The sequence below is a fragment of the Paenibacillus sp. Leaf72 genome, assembly GCF_001422685.1.
Classification (GTDB): domain Bacteria; phylum Bacillota; class Bacilli; order Paenibacillales; family Paenibacillaceae; genus Pristimantibacillus.
The window spans coordinates 1,776,682-1,793,284 of sequence record NZ_LMLV01000001.1 but is presented as its reverse complement, the minus strand read 5'-3'; the positions used below and the strand labels follow the sequence as shown (position 1 = coordinate 1,793,284).

General features: G+C 50.1%; 8 protein-coding genes. 6 read left to right on the top strand and 2 right to left on the bottom strand.

Going from position 1 to position 16,603, the window contains the following annotated elements; genetic code table 11:
• The first annotated feature begins 245 nt into the window (after positions 1 to 245).
• Together ASF12_RS07660 and ASF12_RS07655 are read left to right on the top strand one after the other, a co-directional pair.
• Positions 246 to 7,784 (top strand): immunoglobulin-like domain-containing protein, encoded by a 7,539-nt coding sequence (locus ASF12_RS07660; protein ID WP_056031745.1) that lies wholly within the window; start codon positions 246 to 248, stop codon positions 7,782 to 7,784.
• Between the two features lie 833 nt (positions 7,785 to 8,617).
• Positions 8,618 to 9,262 (top strand): hypothetical protein, encoded by a 645-nt coding sequence (locus ASF12_RS07655; RefSeq protein ID WP_056031741.1) that lies wholly within the window; start codon positions 8,618 to 8,620, stop codon positions 9,260 to 9,262.
• 167 nt (positions 9,263 to 9,429) lie between these two features.
• On the opposite strand, the gene ASF12_RS07650 is transcribed toward ASF12_RS07655, so the two are convergent.
• Both ASF12_RS07650 and ASF12_RS07645 read right to left on the bottom strand, forming a co-directional pair.
• Positions 9,430 to 10,404, bottom strand: coding sequence for an alpha/beta hydrolase (locus ASF12_RS07650; protein ID WP_056031738.1), 975 nt, complete (start codon positions 10,402 to 10,404; stop codon positions 9,430 to 9,432).
• A gap of 14 nt (positions 10,405 to 10,418) precedes the next feature.
• Positions 10,419 to 11,030: a TetR/AcrR family transcriptional regulator gene (locus ASF12_RS07645; protein WP_056031734.1), complete on the bottom strand. Its 612-nt coding sequence runs from the start codon at positions 11,028 to 11,030 to the stop codon at positions 10,419 to 10,421.
• 335 nt (positions 11,031 to 11,365) lie between these two features.
• On the opposite strand from ASF12_RS07645, the gene ASF12_RS07640 reads away from it, so the two are divergent.
• The 4 genes from ASF12_RS07640 to ASF12_RS07625 all read left to right on the top strand — a co-directional run bounded on the left by ASF12_RS07640 (position 11,366) and on the right by ASF12_RS07625 (position 16,497).
• Entirely contained in the window at positions 11,366 to 12,604 is a 1,239-nt protein-coding gene (locus ASF12_RS07640; protein WP_056031731.1) for a molybdopterin-dependent oxidoreductase, read from the top strand.
• Positions 12,605 to 12,709: 105 nt separating this feature from the next.
• Positions 12,710 to 13,861 carry an alpha/beta hydrolase family protein gene (locus ASF12_RS07635; RefSeq protein ID WP_056031728.1) on the top strand — a complete coding sequence of 384 codons (1,152 nt, stop codon included), beginning with the start codon at positions 12,710 to 12,712 and terminating at the stop codon, positions 13,859 to 13,861.
• A gap of 93 nt (positions 13,862 to 13,954) precedes the next feature.
• The gene (locus ASF12_RS07630; protein WP_056032982.1) at positions 13,955 to 14,803 is read left to right on the top strand and encodes a sulfurtransferase; all 849 of its coding nucleotides are present in this window, start codon (positions 13,955 to 13,957) and stop codon (positions 14,801 to 14,803) included.
• Positions 14,804 to 15,687: 884 nt separating this feature from the next.
• A complete protein-coding gene (locus ASF12_RS07625) occupies positions 15,688 to 16,497 on the top strand; it encodes a hypothetical protein (protein ID WP_056031725.1) in 810 nt (269 codons plus the stop codon).
• The last annotated feature ends 106 nt before the right edge of the window (positions 16,498 to 16,603 follow it).

Genomic DNA, 16,603 nt, shown 5'->3' with positions numbered 1-16,603 from the left:
GGGAAAGGCTGTACAACATACTTCAAGAGTTCACCAAAGTTAAAATAGTTCAGTCGTGAAAACGCCACATTGTTCACTAGGCTTGTATTGTTGCTCTTCCGGGTTGTACAAGCATTGGGCTAAGCTAAATACAGACCGGAAGGCGCCGGGTTGGGGGAAAGGCATTCTCTTCCTCCAACAATTGTAAGCGCTTACCATTTATCTGGGTTGAAGGTCAACGTGAAAAAAATTGGGGAGGGTCGCAATTGAAAAAATCCATAGCTGCACTATCCAAGCTTATGCTGGCACTGATGATCGTTTTGCCTGGGATCATGCCTGTCTATACGGCAACGGCATCGGCAGAATCTGCGCTGGCCTTAGAAGAAACGGTAACTACAGCAGAAGGAATTCAACAATCGCAGCAGCAAAGTGAAACAGGGGAGTCGCAAGAGGGACAAGGAGGAGCGGAAGAGCAGCAGTTGCTCGTCGCTCAGGAGGCAGCAGCTGTTGCCAACGAACCGCTGTTTACGGATGATTTTCAGGATGGAGATTTGCAAGGGTGGACAGTTAATAACAGCAGCATTATTAAAGCAGCAGCTGATCCGGCTTCGGCTAGCAATCAGGTGTTGTACGTAAGCGCGGGGGACGAGGCCATTGCATCCGTCAATCAGGATATTGGCAGCGACTACGTGTACGAGGCCAAGGTGAAAAAAGTGGCTGCGGGAGCGTTTCCCGGCATTTTGGCACGATACAGCGATGTGAACAATTTTTATATGTTCCAGCTGGGGGATAATCGGTTCTCCCTATCCAAACGGGTAGGCGGTACTACAACAACGCTTGGAGAATATCCGATTACAATTAATGTGAACCAATGGTACACGATGCGCATAATCGTCGAAGGCAGCAAAATGAAAGCCTACGTGGATGATAAGCTTATTTTTAATGTAACAGATACTTCCCTTACGTCAGGGAAAGCGGGCTTCCGCTCCCGCTGGGAAAAAAGCGCGCTGGATGATGTAGGCATCTGGCAAATTCCGAGCCCGAAGCCGGAGGCTCCGAGCGATTTGCAGGCAACGGGCATCACTTCTTCCGCGGCAACGATTAGCTGGGAAAGTACGGTAACGGGAGCTACCTATCGTGTGTACCGCTCGACCGATGCGGCCGCGGGCTTTACTCCAGTGTATGTCGGAACAGATAAGCACTATGAGGACAAGGGATTGGCTTCCGGGGTCACCTATTACTATCAGGTTGCAGCGGAGGTCAACAAGTATGAGGTTGTTTCTTCTACCATCTCGCTGACGACGGTGCTGGTACTGCCGGCATCTCCAGAATTGCTGCCGGGCATAGTAGCGGCTTACCCGTTCAATGAAACGTCAGGGACGCAGGTATCGCCGCTTGGCGCCAGCAGCAATCAGGGTAAAGCAACGCTTACCGGCGGGGCATCTTGGACAACCGGCAGATCGGGCGGAGCCGTCGATCTCAATGGCTCGAATGGCTATGTATCGCTTCCTGCGGGCATGCTGAAGGATTTGAACGAGGTCAGCTTTGCTTTCTGGGTGAAGCAGGACACGCTCAAGCAGTGGACTCGTGTGTTCGATATCGGGCTCGGCACGAACAATTATATATTCTTTACGCCAGCAACGGGCGCTAATGAGTCGCGATTCGTCTTGAAAAATGGCGGCAGCGAGCAAATTGTCGGCGTCAGCCCTGCACAGCAGGCAACTGATCGCTGGGTTCATTATGCGATGACGCTTTCGGGCTCTACAGGCGTGTTGTACGTGGACGGCGTAGAGGTGGGGCGCAATGCGAATATGACGCTGAAGCCTAAGGATTTGGGCCAAACGACGCTGAACTATATCGGCCGCTCGATGTTTAGCTCCGATCCGTATTTTGATGGCAAAATCGATGATTTTTATGTGTTCAATCGGGCGTTGGGTCCGAAGGAGGTGGCCTTGTTCACGTATCCGGAGGATCAGGCTAAAGTAGCGGCAGATAAGGCGGCTGTGACGCTGCCCGGCGATTTGGCCAAGGTGATGGCCGATCTTGCGCTGCCAGCTAAAGGTGCTAACGGCACGACACTCGCATGGGAATCTGACCAGCCGGCAGTTGTTGATAGGGCTGGGAAGGTCACGCGTCCTGCCTTTGGACAGCCAGACGTGGACGTAACGTTGACTGTGACGATTAAACGAGGCAATGCGTCAGACACGAAGCTGTTCCAGCTCAAGGTGCTGGCAGATTTGTCAGACGAGGCAGCGGTCGACAACGACAAGGACGCGCTTGCGGTCGCGCATGCCGATGGGGCGACAGCGAAGCTCAGCCTGCCGGATGCAGGGGCGAACCGCACGAGAATTTCGTGGCAGTCGGATCATCCGGTTAATCTGCGCCCAGACGGCATGGTTAGCCGTCCCGCTATTGGCGAAGGAGATTTGCTCGTTAAGCTGACGGCGACCATTACGCGCGGCAGCGTATCGAAAACGCGAGTGTTCGACGTTAAAATTTTGGAACAGGATGCAAATACCGCTTATTTATTTGCTTATAACAAGCTGGTCAGCGGCACGGAAACGCTGCATTATGCGGTGAGCCGCAACGGGAAAAGCTGGACGGAGCTGGGCACGAACGCGGCATTCGTTTCGCCTATCGCGGATGGAGCCGATACGTTCAAGCTGAATTCAGAAGATAAATGGCTGAAATATACGTATTCAGGCGGCGCGTGGACGCTAGCTTCCGCTACGGATGTGGCGGGCGTGTGGACGCAGGAGGCAGCTAGCTCCTATACGCTCCCGTCCGGTGCGCTGGCGGGCAGCTTCAAGCGCATCGATGAAGCGGCTTGGAGCCGACTAGTACATGGCCTATCTGTACCGAGGACGCTTGATCCGATCATGACGATCTATACGGAAAAGGGCAGCGCGCCAAGGCTCCCGGATCGGGTGAAAATCGATTATACGAACAATCAGTATACGACGCTTCCTGTCCAGTGGGATCCCCTCGCTCCTTCCGCTTATGCAGGTGTGGGCAGCTTCAAGGCTGAGGGAACCGTGACAGGCACGTCTACCCGCATCAAGGCAGATATTAAGGTGCAGGACAATACTGGCAAAGCAGACGTTATTCGCAACGGCGAATACTGGTTTGATGACGAGGGCGGCATGATTCAGGCTCACGGCGGCTATATCCTCAAAGTAGCGGACACGTATTATTGGTTCGGCGAGGATAAAGGGCATAATTCGGCGGTGCTGAAAGGCGTCTCGGTATATGCATCCAAGGATCTCAAGCATTGGGAGTTCCGCAACAATGTGCTGACAACCGCCTCCCATCCAGAGCTGGCGTCTGCAAAAATCGAGCGGCCTAAAGTGCTGTACAACGAAAAAACAGGCAAATATGTGTTATGGGGACATTGGGAGGAAGCGGGCAACTACAATCAGGCGAATATGATCGTAGCCGTATCCGACACCGTAGACGGCGATTACAAGTACGTGAATCGTTTCCAGCCGGGGGCGATGCAGGCTCGTGACTTTACGCTGTTCCAGGATGACGATGGCAGCGCGTATTTATTCGCATCCTCGAACAATAACGCCGACCTGAATGTGTTCAGGCTGACGGACGATTATTTGTACACGGAGAAGTATATGTATACGCTGTTCCCGGGTGTCAGAAGGGAAGCGCCAGCCGTTGTGAAGAAGGACGGGTACTACTACTTGTTCACTTCGGGGCAGTCCGGCTGGTATCCGAATCAAGGCTACTATTCAAGCGCCAAGTCGATTAACAGCCTTAGCGATTGGTCCGAGCTTAAGCGATTCGGTGATCCGGCGACGTATTACACGCAGCCGTCTTTCATTCTCAGCGTCTACGGCAGCGAAACGACCTCCTACGTCTATGTAGGTGACCGCTGGAATCCGTCGGCATTGATGAACTCGCAATATATTTGGCTGCCGCTAGAAATGGATAAAGGCATCGCATCCATTACGAACAGCGGAGATTTGGATTTGAATGCGGCGACGGGACTTTTTGAGACGGCGACCGATTTGCTTGTGTCGCAGGGCAAGCCTGTAGTGGCGAGCTCGCAAGCGTCCAGCAACCCGGCGACGATGGCGAATGACGGGATGTATTTTCAGGATACGAACAATGATGGCGGCAATGATAACTTCTTCGATTCTGGCAGCACCTCGTTCCCGACAACGTGGCGGGTCGATCTGCAGCGGGAATATGATTTGAGCCGCATTGATCTGAGCTGGAAAGAGTGGAATGGCTCGGAGGTTTATTACACGTATAAAGTGGAAGGCAGCGTAGATGATCAGCAGTATGATCTGCTTATTGACCAGAGCGGCAATAAGACGCCTTCCTTCAACAGCGACAAGCTTACAGGCAAATACAGATATGTGAAGCTGACGATTTTGGGGCAGTTTGGACATACGAACAACGCCGATAAGCCGGTTACCTGGTACCGAGGCCTGCATGAGGTGAAAATTTATTCGTCCGACATGCAGCTGGATGTGCCGCAAGGTTTGCTGGCGACTGCTGTAAAAACATCGGCTGCTGCCGAGGTTACGACCATCAGCCTGAACTGGCAAAGCGTGCCGGGTGCAACGGCCTACACGCTATATCGTTCGGAAAGTGAAAACGGCACGTATGAGCAGGTGTATAACGGAAGAGCGATGGCGTATGACGACAACGGGCTTGCGGTCAGCAAAACGTATTTTTATAAGGTGAAGGCGACCCATCCGGGCGGCGGCTCGGAGCTTTCGCAGTCCGCACATGCGAGGACATTTATTGCATCAGCTGATTTGGCTGCGTATGACAATACGAAGGAAAACGTATGGCTTGACGATGCGGGCAATGTGACGCACACGCCAACGATTACGCATGACGGCTTTTTGAAGCTGGGAAATCTGTATTACTATTATGAATATGTATCAGATACAGACGGATTCAAGCAGGTGAATTTGCATCAATCGGCAGACGGAGTCAACTGGACGTTCGTGGATACGGTGCTGACCCGCGATTCTCATCCAGAGCTTGCGGCTAGCAAATTCGAGGCGTGGAATTTCACGTACAACGAAGCAACGGGCAAAATCGTCATTTGGCTGCATTATGAAAATAATAAGGACTACTCGCTCGGCAGAGCGGCGGTGCTGTCCGGCGATCCCGGCGGGGTGCTGACGTTCCATGGCAGTGTGCGTCCGGCAGGCAACGATTCCCGCGATATTACCTTCTTCAAGGATGATGACGGCAAAGGCTATATCGTTTCCTCGGGCAACACGAATGCGGACTTGTTTATTTATGAGCTGTCTGCGGACTATTTGTCGGTAGAGCGCGTCGTGCTCAAGGTATATGAGGGCAAGCATCGGGAGGCTCCTTCGCTCATTAAGAAAGACGGCTACTATTACCTGTTCACCTCTGAGGCGGCAGGCTGGTACCCGAGCAAGGGCATGTATTCTTCCGCCATTTCGCTTGCAGGGCCTTGGACGGACCTGCGCAGAATCGGCAATAATTCGAACTTCTCGGCGCAATCCGGCTTTATTTGGAAAATGGAAGGCTCCGCGGGGATCAGCTTTGTGAATATGGCGAACCGCTGGGTAGCAGGGGCGGGCGAGGCGAAGCAGCACTGGCTGCCGATTACACTGGGCAATGGCTATGCGAAATATGATTATTATGAAAAAGTGTACTACAACCAGGCAACGGGCGAAGTCGTTCCCGAGCAAAACGGCGAACTGCTGTCGCAGGGCAAGCCAGCCATAGCGAAGAGCGAGCTGGAAAACAGTCCGGCCACCTACGCCAACGATGGCGATTACACGACAAGCTGGATCGCAGCGAATAACAGCTGGCCATCATGGTGGCAGGTTGATCTTGGCGATGTGTACAGCCTGACGAACATTCAGCTTTCGTGGTATTTGCATAATGGCTCGGAGGGCTATCACAGATACAAAATCGAAACGAGCTTGGACGGCGTTACCTTTACAACGGCGCTGGACAAAACGGACAATAAAACCTATGGCTTTACCTCCGATAAGCTGAGCGGCAAAGCAAGGTACGTAAGGGTGCAGATGGTCGATGCCGTTCTGCGCAACAATCCAGGCAACTGGTATACGCCGCAGTTTGGCGAGGTGAAGGTGTATGGGACGATGGTTCAGGTGGAACCGACGAAGGAGACGCCGGTTGGCCTGAAAGTGAACACGGCGACGGGCAAAGCGATTGAGCTGGCATGGACAGCGCTAGCTGGCGTGAGCGGCTACAACGTTTATCGTGCGACGGCTGAAAATGGGCCTTACGTGCTGGTAAATGCCCAGCCAATCAGCACAGCATCGTATGCGGATAGTGGCCTGAGCGCCAATACGGATTATTTTTATCAGGTGTCCGCCCTTTACGCTGCGGGCGAATCGGATAGATCAGCCGTATTGACGGCGAAGACGCTGACAGATCCGGGCACGCCGGGTGGCGGAACAGATCCGGGCACGCCGGGCGGTGGAACAGATCCGGGAACACCGGGCGGTGGAACAGATCCGGGAACACCAGGTGGTGGAACAGATCCGGGCACGCCGGGTGGTGGAACAGATCCGGGTACGCCGGGTGGTGGAACGGGTGGCGGTACGTCGAGCGGAGCAGGTACGGGATCGACGGGCAGCGGCACGAGCGTTGAAGCTGGCGCAAACGGGCTAACCGTGAAGGTGACAGCAGATGCGAGCGGCATGCTGCAGGCGCAGCTGAGCACAAGCGATATGGCGAAAGCGCTAGCTAGCCTGCAATCGGCTAATGCGCTGCATATTCAGCTTGAGCCGAGCAAGGCGGGAGCCGTGGCAGGAGCGAAAGTGGAGATTCCTATGGAATTGATGCTGGCAGGGGATCAGCCAAAAGTACGGTTCATCATCGTACAGGCGGGTGCTGTGCAGATTACAGTGGATATTACGAAGGCCGGGGGAATTGTGGCGGCAGGCACCAAGAAATTAACGCTGGAAGCCGTCCAAGTGGCAGCTGCGGAGCTGCCGGCTAATGTGAAGACGAAATTAGGCGATCACCCCGTTTATGATTTCAAGCTGAGTGTAGACGGCAAGGAAATTCATGCCTTTGGGCAGAAGCAGAATGCGCCAGTAACGGTGGAGCTTGCATATACGCTAAAAGCAGGCGAAAAAGCGCACAAAGTCGTCGTCTATTATGTAGGCGAGGGCGGCGCAATGGAAGTCGTGCGCAACGTGAAGGTTGATGAGGCGGCTGGAGTCGTTCGCTTCCAGCCGGAGCATTTCAGCCGCTATGCGATCGCTTATGCGGATGTGGCTTTTGGAGATTTGGGCCAAGCGAAGTGGGCCCAAACGATGATTGAAGCGCTGGCAGCGCGCGAAATCGTGAGCGGAACGGGCGGCGGCAGGTTTGAGCCGGCGCGGGCTGTCACGCGAGCGGAGTTCGTCCAGCTGCTGCTGGGCGCGCTCGAATTGATTGACGAGCAGGCGACTAGCAGCCTGCGGGATGTGTTGCAGGGCGCTTGGTATGAAGCGGCCGTTGCTTCGGCAGAGAAGCTGGGCCTCGTGAAAGGGCGCCCAGATGGGACGTTTGGCATTCATGACGCGATTACGCGCGAGGAAATGGCTGTTATTTTGGCCCGTGCAACGGAGCAGATCGCATGGGAAAGCACAGCAAGCACGAAGCCTTTCCCTTCCTTTGCAGATGAGCAGTCCATTAGCGGATTCGCACAGGAGGCCGTCAGCGCAATGCAGCAGGCGGGCTTAGTGAACGGTTTCGAAGACGGCAGCTACCGTCCGCAAGGGCAGACGACGAGAGCGCAGGCAGCAGCTGTGATTTTCAAGCTGCTGAAGCTTTAGGAGCAGGAGAATGCTGCGATAGGCTGCATTCTCGAAGCAGAAATAAGCAAGAATAGGGCAGTAGATCGCATACTTGAAGCAGAAATAAGCAAGAATGCGGCGATAGACTGCATGCTCGGAACAGAACTAAGCAAGCATGTGCCTATAGGCTCCATGCTTCAAGGATAATCGGCAAGACAGGTCAGCATCGCAGCTTGCAGGCTCTAAAATCCCGCTCGCTTCCTCGTATGATGGGGAACGCGCGGGATTTATTTTTCCCAGCAGAGGTCGTTGGTTAACTTCAATAGGTTCGCCATGATTCAAGGGCAATCACATCCGCCGATTCAAGGCTTGTGAACCGCAACTTGTGATTGTTGTTGTTACTGTTGCTGATTCCCGGCAGCTCGAGGCACTTGATGCTTTTGGCGGACTGAGGTTCCGCTATTCTGGCTTTTGAACCGATTTCAGGCCGTAAGCGGACAGGAGATCCGTTATTGCCCTCATTATCCCAGCAAAATGGGCATTTGCAGCGAAATAGCTGCTCCTGAGTCCGCGAACTGTGGTTTAACCCTGTTTCTGTTAAAATAGGTGCTGCTGTGTCCGCCAAATTTATATTTGTGCAAGCCGCAATATAAAACCCTTGAAACTAAGAAGATAATGCTGCCTCTTGGTACGTAAATCTACAAATATGAGGTGTGACATTCCCAGTAGAAGCGTGGTTGGAGAGACGATACGTTTGACGCCGGCTTCTATTAGATAGGATTTACTTACGTTTTCATGCACGCCCTAGTTTGAGCGGCTTTTTCCTGAAGCGGATAAAAAGATATAATAGGCTCAAAGAGAATGAAGCGGAGGTGAGCAGGCTGCAGTTGTTTGTGATGCAAGCGGATGTAGGCGGAATAAGCCGGAGCAAGGCGTTTTTGGAGGATAACTTCGTTTGCTTGTATGGCCCGGGGCTTGGAAATTTGGAGCCATTCGACGAGGAAGCGTGCAAGGCACGGTTGATTGAGGCCGATGCTCTGGAGGGTGCGGCGCTTGTTAGCCGTATCGTGGAGCTTCGTTTGTTCGTGGAAGTGATGGCTGATGGCGATTATGTGCTTCTAGTGGATGGGGACAAGGTGCATTTTGGCGATTTGGGCGACTATTATTATGTGTTGGACGCGGATAATAGGGAGGACGGCAGCTGCCATCGAAGAGGTGTGACCTGGCTCAAAAGCTTGCCGCAAGCCATGGCCGCCCCAGAGCTAAAGTCATTTATAGCCGAAGGGCAATTTCCCGCTATGTACGAGCATCCCGTAACCGATTGGCAGATGGAGCTCTGGTTGAGCGGTGCTGGGGAAAGCGGCGGACAGAGTGAGCAGACTTTTGCCATAGATCATGCGACAATAAGGGAAGCGGTGGACATTTTAAGACTGGCGATGCAGAGTGAAGATGTAGAGCGCCGGGAACGGGCAGCCGCCGCTATTTTGCAATATGCGTCCCGTTCGCGCTCTTTGTGAGCAATAAAGGTGCTGAATTAGGAACTCTTTTGCTTGCATAAAAGCTGCATGTCGTCTTTTCATAGAATGCCCAGAGACCATTAAAAGCCCATTTAACAAAAGCAAGGTACAGCTCTTCTCCATTTCTTGAGGAGTCTGTACCTTGCTTCTATATAAGGAAGGGTATTTTATTTCCCTAAATACTCATCCATAAAGCGATCTACTCTTTGAAAATATTCAGTAGGGTAATGGTTAATAGCATCGATGTGCTCCGTATTTTGCGGGTACCATACTTCTGCACTTGGATTATTTTTTAAGGACTCGAAAATCACTTCCGTATTTTTATAACTAATTTGCTGATCTCCTGTACCATGAATGAGCATAACGGGCTTGTTTTGCATCTTTTTTACCGCATCCATCGGTGATATGGAGTCTAGATCAACGTTAAAGGCCCAATTTGCCATCCATGTCGATGTATAACTGAATGGAAACGCAGGCAAGCCTGAAAAGAAAGGCAAACCTTCTCTCAAAAATAGACCAGCATTACGAAAAGGGCTATCGGCAATGACGGCTTTAATGTCATCACTTTCACTTGCGGCTAGCAAGGAAGTAGCAGCACCCATTGAAAAGCCGATAACGCCAATGCTATCACCCGTATGGTCTCTGGATTTTAAATAGCTTACAGCTCCTAGCAGATCGTATTTTTCATTGAGGCCCAGTGTAATCAAATCACCATTGGAATTTCCTTGCGAGCTGAGGTCAAATGCCAATACATTGTAGCCCTTCGGAACGAAATGCTCTACTAGCTTTGGGGTCCGCCCTTTAACTAAACGATTGCTCGTATAGCCATGGACGACAATAATGGTCTTATTGCTTGCTTCACCAGAAAGATTATTTGCAGGAAAAAAGGAGCCTCTAATCGTATTATCATTTTTCAAGCTTGGGAACTCGACCTCTTCGAAGGGAGTTTTCTCGATATTCAATTCGTAGCTGACATTAGTGTCTCTAGGATGGTGCAGCAAAGTGTCTACTACTTTATAAGAGATAAAAAATACAAGAGCCGCCACAAGCAAAAGCGCAATTCCTAGGCTCCATAAAATTTTCTTCCGTTTTTTCACACGCACATTAATTGTATGATCCGGTTGTAAGGATAGTTGGCTCATTCTGACTCCTCCAGTTATTCTCTAGGTTGTATGGGGGCGAACAAATAATAGGCATGCCCCTTCAGATTTTCCCACTCGGGATGATGGATAATATTTTCTCCAAGAGTTAAGCCCACTCCATTTAAGAAAGAGATGTAGCTGCGAGAGATCATTGCTGGAGAAAAGCTTTTGTCGAACTCTCCCAGTAGCTGACCCTTGGCATAGACGGATTCGATCGCATCGGTCATGACCTTTATGCTTTCAAGAACCTTCTGTGTAAGTTCAGGAAATCTGGTTCGTTGTCCTAAAACAGATTGGGCAAGCCGCAATTCATTGGTATAGGAATAGATATCGTTGAATTGTTCTTTCACCATGTTCTTAATCAATGCGCCCGGTGTCCCCTCTTGTTGGAGACAAGCAAGCGACTTCAGCTGAATATCAGCAAGCGGCTCAAGGACGGCGGCGTAATATAAAGCTTCTTTGCTAGCGAAATATTGAAAAATGGTTCCAGGAGTCACGCCCACCCTCTCCGCAATGATGGCCGTTGTGGTATTAGAATAGCCGCCTTCTGCAAACAGGATAACCGCTTCTTTTAGGATGCGTTTGCGCCGCTCCAGTCTTTTTTCTTCATTGACGGGTCTAGCCAAATGGATTCCCCTCTCTTTAAACGAAGTTTTAATTAATTAAATAACTGATTAATTAATTAATAATGTATCTTAAATTGCGCCTTATAGCAAGGCCTTATTTATTTTACTTAAGAGCAGGCTCATGCTAAAAACAGCGGTTGATATTTTTGTAAGCACTTCGTTGCTAGTTGTTTAGCGCAGATTGCTATGCTTGGCCCATCGTTTCGTAATGTTGTGCGTCAGGCGTTATAATAGAATTAAGAAGGCTGGGACGAACGAAAATGAGAATGAGAACGAGAATGAAAAGCCGCACATTTTAGTTATACATATGGAGCTTGGGAAGGGGACGTTTTCAAATGAGTTCATTCATTGAGCGTTTGCGCAAGGGCTATGGGAAAAAGCTGGTTTCGCTCCACGCATGGAATGGCTGGATCGTTGTCATTTTGGCATTGACGGGACTGATGCTGCTGGGCGGTTTTTGGCGCGGATTTCTGGGCGAAGGCCGCGTATGGCTAAAAGGACTCCATATCGTCGTTGGCATCGCTTCGCTTCTGCCCGTCGTTTATTACTTATTTCTTGCCGCTAAGCACTGGAAGCAAATAAAGGAAAAGCCGTGGCAAAAATTTAATGTAATCGTCGTGCTGGCGCTGCTCGCGGGATGGTTTTTGTCTGGTGTATTGCTGTGGCAGTTTAGACTAGTAGGGCCCGGAATATCGAACGCAGCGCTGCTCGTGCATGATTTGCTCACTTGGATCGGTCTGCCTTATATTATCTACCATTCCATTACGCGGACAAAATGGCTCAAGCAGCCCCATCGTCGTACGATAAAGCCGGTTCATGAGGAAGAGATTCACCCAGCGGCAGGGCCGCAGGCCGTATATTCACGGAGACAGGTTATAAAATGGACGCTGGGCGCGGGGATCGCGATTGCGATAGGGCCTTCTTTTCTCAAGTGGCTTGGCGGGGCGCTTGGGACAGGCTTTGGCGGAACGAAGTCGCTGGACGAATTCGTTGCGGAGGATGACAATCAGCTGCTGCCTGCGCCGCAGCCGCTCCCGGCTTCGCTTCCGCCTACGGGCGGCGGGGCAAAAGGGAATTTCCGCGTATATACGGTGACACCGATTCCGAAATTCGACAATAGCAATTGGTCGTTTACGATTGATGGCTTGGTTGATCAGCGCTTGCAGTGGAATTGGGAGCAATTTGTCGCTTTGAAGCGGACGGTGCAGGTGAGCGATTTTCATTGTGTGACGGGCTGGTCCGTCTACAACAATACGTGGGAGGGCATCCCGCTTAAGGAATTGCTAAAAGCCGCAGGCGTTCAGACGAAAGCGCGGACGGTGAAGTTTTATTCCGGCGACGGCGTGTACACCGATACGCTGACGCTGGAGCAGGCGGATATGGACGATGTGATGGTCGCGGTCATGCACGACGGCAAGCCGATTCCAAGCGATCTCGGAGGCCCGGTTAAGCTCATTGTGCCGAAAATGTACGCCTACAAGTCGGTCAAATGGCTGAACCGCATTGAACTGATCGAAGGGGAGCATGTCGGTTATTGGGAACAACGCGGATACGCGAATGATGCGTGGGTTTGAGGGATGAGGAACGACTGAATAGATAGTGTGAGTGGTCGCTTTCTACCTGCCATTGCAGTCCAAAGCTTGCAGCTCCGCCATTTTTCATACCGAAAGGGGAAAACGATGAAAATCAAAGAGAAACACAAGCTCAGAAAACCTAGCGGGGCTTATGACGTAGGCTGCTCTAGCTTATATTATGAGTATGAACGGGATGAACAACAGGATGAAAAACGATTGATTCCTTGTCTATGCTTTTATCCAGCAGGAGAGACTCAGGAAGGGCGCTTGAAAAAATATATAAGGAAAGAGATTCTGCCCGGCACGAGCGGCATTGAAACGAATTCCTATATGAATGCGCCCGTTGCTGACGGCAAGCATCCGCTGCTGCTTTTTAGCCATGGCTACTGCCTTTCTTGTGAAGCTAACACCGTTCAGTTCGAGGAGCTTGCGTCCCACGGTTATATCGTGCTCAGCATCGGGCATTTGGGGGATGGGTCTTATGAGCTGCCTGATGGCAGCATATCGAAGTTTGATGTGAGCGGGCTGCCGGAGGCTGTGGTCGCGGACGCGACAAAAGGCGTGGAGATATTCCGGACATACGCAGCATGGCTCGGTGGAGAAGGGAAAGAAGCGAGCTTCGAGGAGCATCATGACTACTATGAGCGAATCATTGATAGCCAGCCCAATATGATCGCTCGCAATGAACTGTGGGTGACGGATAGCCTTACTGCTCTTGAGCATTTTTTGGCGGATGCCGAGCAGGAGAATGCTGCGTTTTACAGCCATATTGATGCTGAAAAGATTGGCGTCTTCGGCATGTCCTTCGGAGGAAGCGCGGCTTTAAATATGGCGTTCGTATCTGAGCGGGTCAAAGCCATTGCGAATTTGGATGGTTTTTGCTATAGCTCAATGTGGCATAGGCCGATGAATAAGCCCGTGCTTTTGCTGCAAAATGACAGCCCGCTTGCGGGGCATTATCTCAGCTTTCCTTTTCAAAATGCGGTCAGCGAAGCTTATTTAGCAACGATTTTAAACAGCACTCACAGCAATTTTACCGATTACAGCGAGATTATGGCGGAGAATCTGATTTCGAAAAGCAAAATTGGCGATGAAGAGGTCGAAGTTGCCTTGCTTGGCGCCATAGATCCGGATCGGATGGAGAGCGTGATGAATGCGCTGCTGGTTGATTTTTTCGATAAATATCTTAAAGGCAAGGCTGCCAGGGTAATAGACAAAGAGGGCTCGCTGGATGATGTGGTTTTGCAAAGGAAATAGTGGGCAAATGGTTGCTCCTCATGGGATTTATCGGGTACGATGGCGGTATATAGCTGGGTTAAGCCAGAAAATATGTTGGAGGAGCTGAGCGGGATGACTTATTTTAAAAAGGCGGATTGGGTGCTTGAGCGTTTGGGTGCTGAAAATACAGTAATTGTCGATACGCGTTATTTGCTGACTGAGCCTGAAACAGGCCGAGAATCGTATGAAGAGGCCCATATTCCGGGAGCCTATTATGCCGATCTAAGCCATGATTTGTCGGGACCGAAGCGCCCGAACGGAGAAGGTGGACGCCATCCTCTGCCAGAGACGGAAGTATTGGCCGCTTTTTTGGGACGGATTGGAATTGGCAATCATACGACAGTAGTGGCTTACGATAACCAAGGTGGGGCTATGGCCTCACGCCTGCGCTGGCTGCTTGAGTGGATGGGGCATGAGGGGCAAGTGTATGTGCTGGAGGGCGGATTCACCGCTTGGCAGGCAGCAGATTATCCCGTTAGCTCAGAAGAGCCGGAGGCGGTGGCAGGGGTTATTTTTGAACCAGCTTTGCGGGACGAGATACTGGTAAGCCGCTCTTATGTGAAGGAGAGCATTGGCAAGGACGGGATCGTCATTATTGATTCGCGTGAAGCGCCTCGCTATCGGGGGGAAGTCGAGCCGATGGACCCGGCGGCCGGGCATATTCCGGGGGCGATTAATCATTTTTGGGTGGAAAGCCGCCATGTGGATGGCATGTGGAAGTCGCCGGAGGAGCAGGCGGAACGCTTTGCCGCGCTGTCGAAGGACGATGAAATTATCGTGTACTGCGGATCAGGTGTGACCGCTACGCCTAACTTTTTTGCGCTGCAGGAGGCAGGGTTTAAGAATGTGAAGCTTTATGCGGGGAGTTGGAGTGACTGGAGCTCGGATAGCGGGAATCCGGTTGCTACGGGGGAAGAGTAAGGGCTGAGAAGCCGCGTTGGACGGGCGTTCTGAGTACATCGCCACTAGAGGCGAGTGTCTTGGCTGATGTATTCAGCGGGGCTTTGAGTTAACACTGAGTCAACACGCGCTATTTGAAGTCGCTTTCAAGAAGCTCTACACTGAGCGCTAGTTTGTATGCTTCTTAATGTGCCATACAGGCTCTCGCATACCGCATATCGCTGCTCTCCCTGTAAACAAAGAAGGCCGGTCTGCCCCTCCTCTGGAGAGTCGCTAACCGGCCCTGCTTCATGTATAGGTTGTGTAGCGTGTTGGAGTACAGCTTGGGCAAAGTAACAAACCCCGCAAAGTCAACACTTTATTTACATCGAAAATTTGAATCAACGTAAAATCGTTACTACTTAGGTACGACATTTTGACTTACTAGAGATTTTAAACACTATATGTTGTGTTTTGGACCTTGTGAACCTGTGAATTTTACATTATTATTGGGCAACGTTGCAAGATGGAAATCAATATATAGTGGCTCGGACGCCGATTTCACTCGAAATGTTCTATATAGGTACCTAAGTAGTAACGTAAAATCAACAGATGATGACGTGAGGGAACAGGAATTCTCAATTTATATCATTAAATTATTATTTAATCCAAAATTCGACATATAAATGATACAAAAGGGGTATTCCATATATATGAAAAAAGAGGTAGGATTTAGGTGTGTTAACAGTTGCATGATTTAAGAGAACGGTTGTTGATTTTAAAGTTTTTAGTAAAGGAGGACCAAGTGAGTTTCATTGAGACCAAACTGATAATATCAATTATATATCATAATTGAACACTTAAAAGTTGTGTTAACAGTACCATGTATTTCAACAATACAATGATTGAAACAAGGAGATGTAAACATGAAAAAAGGATTAATACCAGTTGCTGTAGCATTACTCACAGCCATCACTATCGTTACACCCGTGACCCACGCTGCTGGCAATGCGGAGTTCATTCATAAATATTATTCAGATGGTCCAGAAAAATACGATAAAAAGTTGGATGAATTTAAAAAAGAAGCATATTTTGAGGATCTTAACGGCAATAAAATCAAAACCCAGATTGTAAGTGACGATGAGTTTACAGGACAAAAAGAGTTTAGTGACTTTACTAATTCAGGGGGAATCAATCCACAATTTACAGAGGATTATGGCACTTATATCTACCAATATAATTGGAAATACTACGTTCCAAACTATGACTCTTATAGTATGTATAAGTTTTATAAAGGACAAGTTACATTTCAAAATGCTTCAAGTTCGACCCAACTCGTTCCCCTAAGTTATTCGCAAACATCTTCAGTTCAATCTGTTTGGACAACGACAGGTAGAATTGAAGCAGAAGCAGGTTTTAAAGTGTCTGTGCTAGCTGAGATGAAAGCAAAAGTAGGGCTAGAAGTAAGTTATCAGCATACATCATACACTGGTGAAACAATTGGGGCTACAGTTCATGTGCCTGCTGGCAGAACTGGTTATATTTATAGATACAAAGCCGGTCAATATACCGGAGGAAGTGGAGCTTGGGACAAGTGGAAAATTGTAAAGGCAACAGGACAATCAACAAATTTAGGGATTTATTATGAGACAGGAAATGCTTGGGGAATTATTGGATCAGACGATCATTGGAAAGGCGGAGATGTAGCGAACGGTTCGCCACTTCCTCCAAAGTGAAATAAATAATTGACGTACCCCGAAGGGGGAACAATTCAGCCCTTTTGCTTCCTAGAGGAAGTCAGAAGGGCTGATGAATTTTCACTCTGTTACTCGCTTAACTAAG

Excerpts from the sequence above, each read along its gene's own strand:
- ASF12_RS07625 (WP_056031725.1), top strand. The coding sequence starts at position 15,688 with ATGAAAAAAGGATTAATACCAGTTGCTGTAGCATTACTCACAGCCATC.
- ASF12_RS07635 (WP_056031728.1), top strand. The coding sequence starts at position 12,710 with ATGAAAATCAAAGAGAAACACAAGCTCAGAAAACCTAGCGGGGCTTAT.
- ASF12_RS07650 (WP_056031738.1), bottom strand. The coding sequence starts at position 10,404 with ATGAGCCAACTATCCTTACAACCGGATCATACAATTAATGTGCGTGTG.
- ASF12_RS07630 (WP_056032982.1), top strand. The coding sequence starts at position 13,955 with ATGACTTATTTTAAAAAGGCGGATTGGGTGCTTGAGCGTTTGGGTGCT.
- ASF12_RS07640 (WP_056031731.1), top strand. The coding sequence starts at position 11,366 with ATGAGTTCATTCATTGAGCGTTTGCGCAAGGGCTATGGGAAAAAGCTG.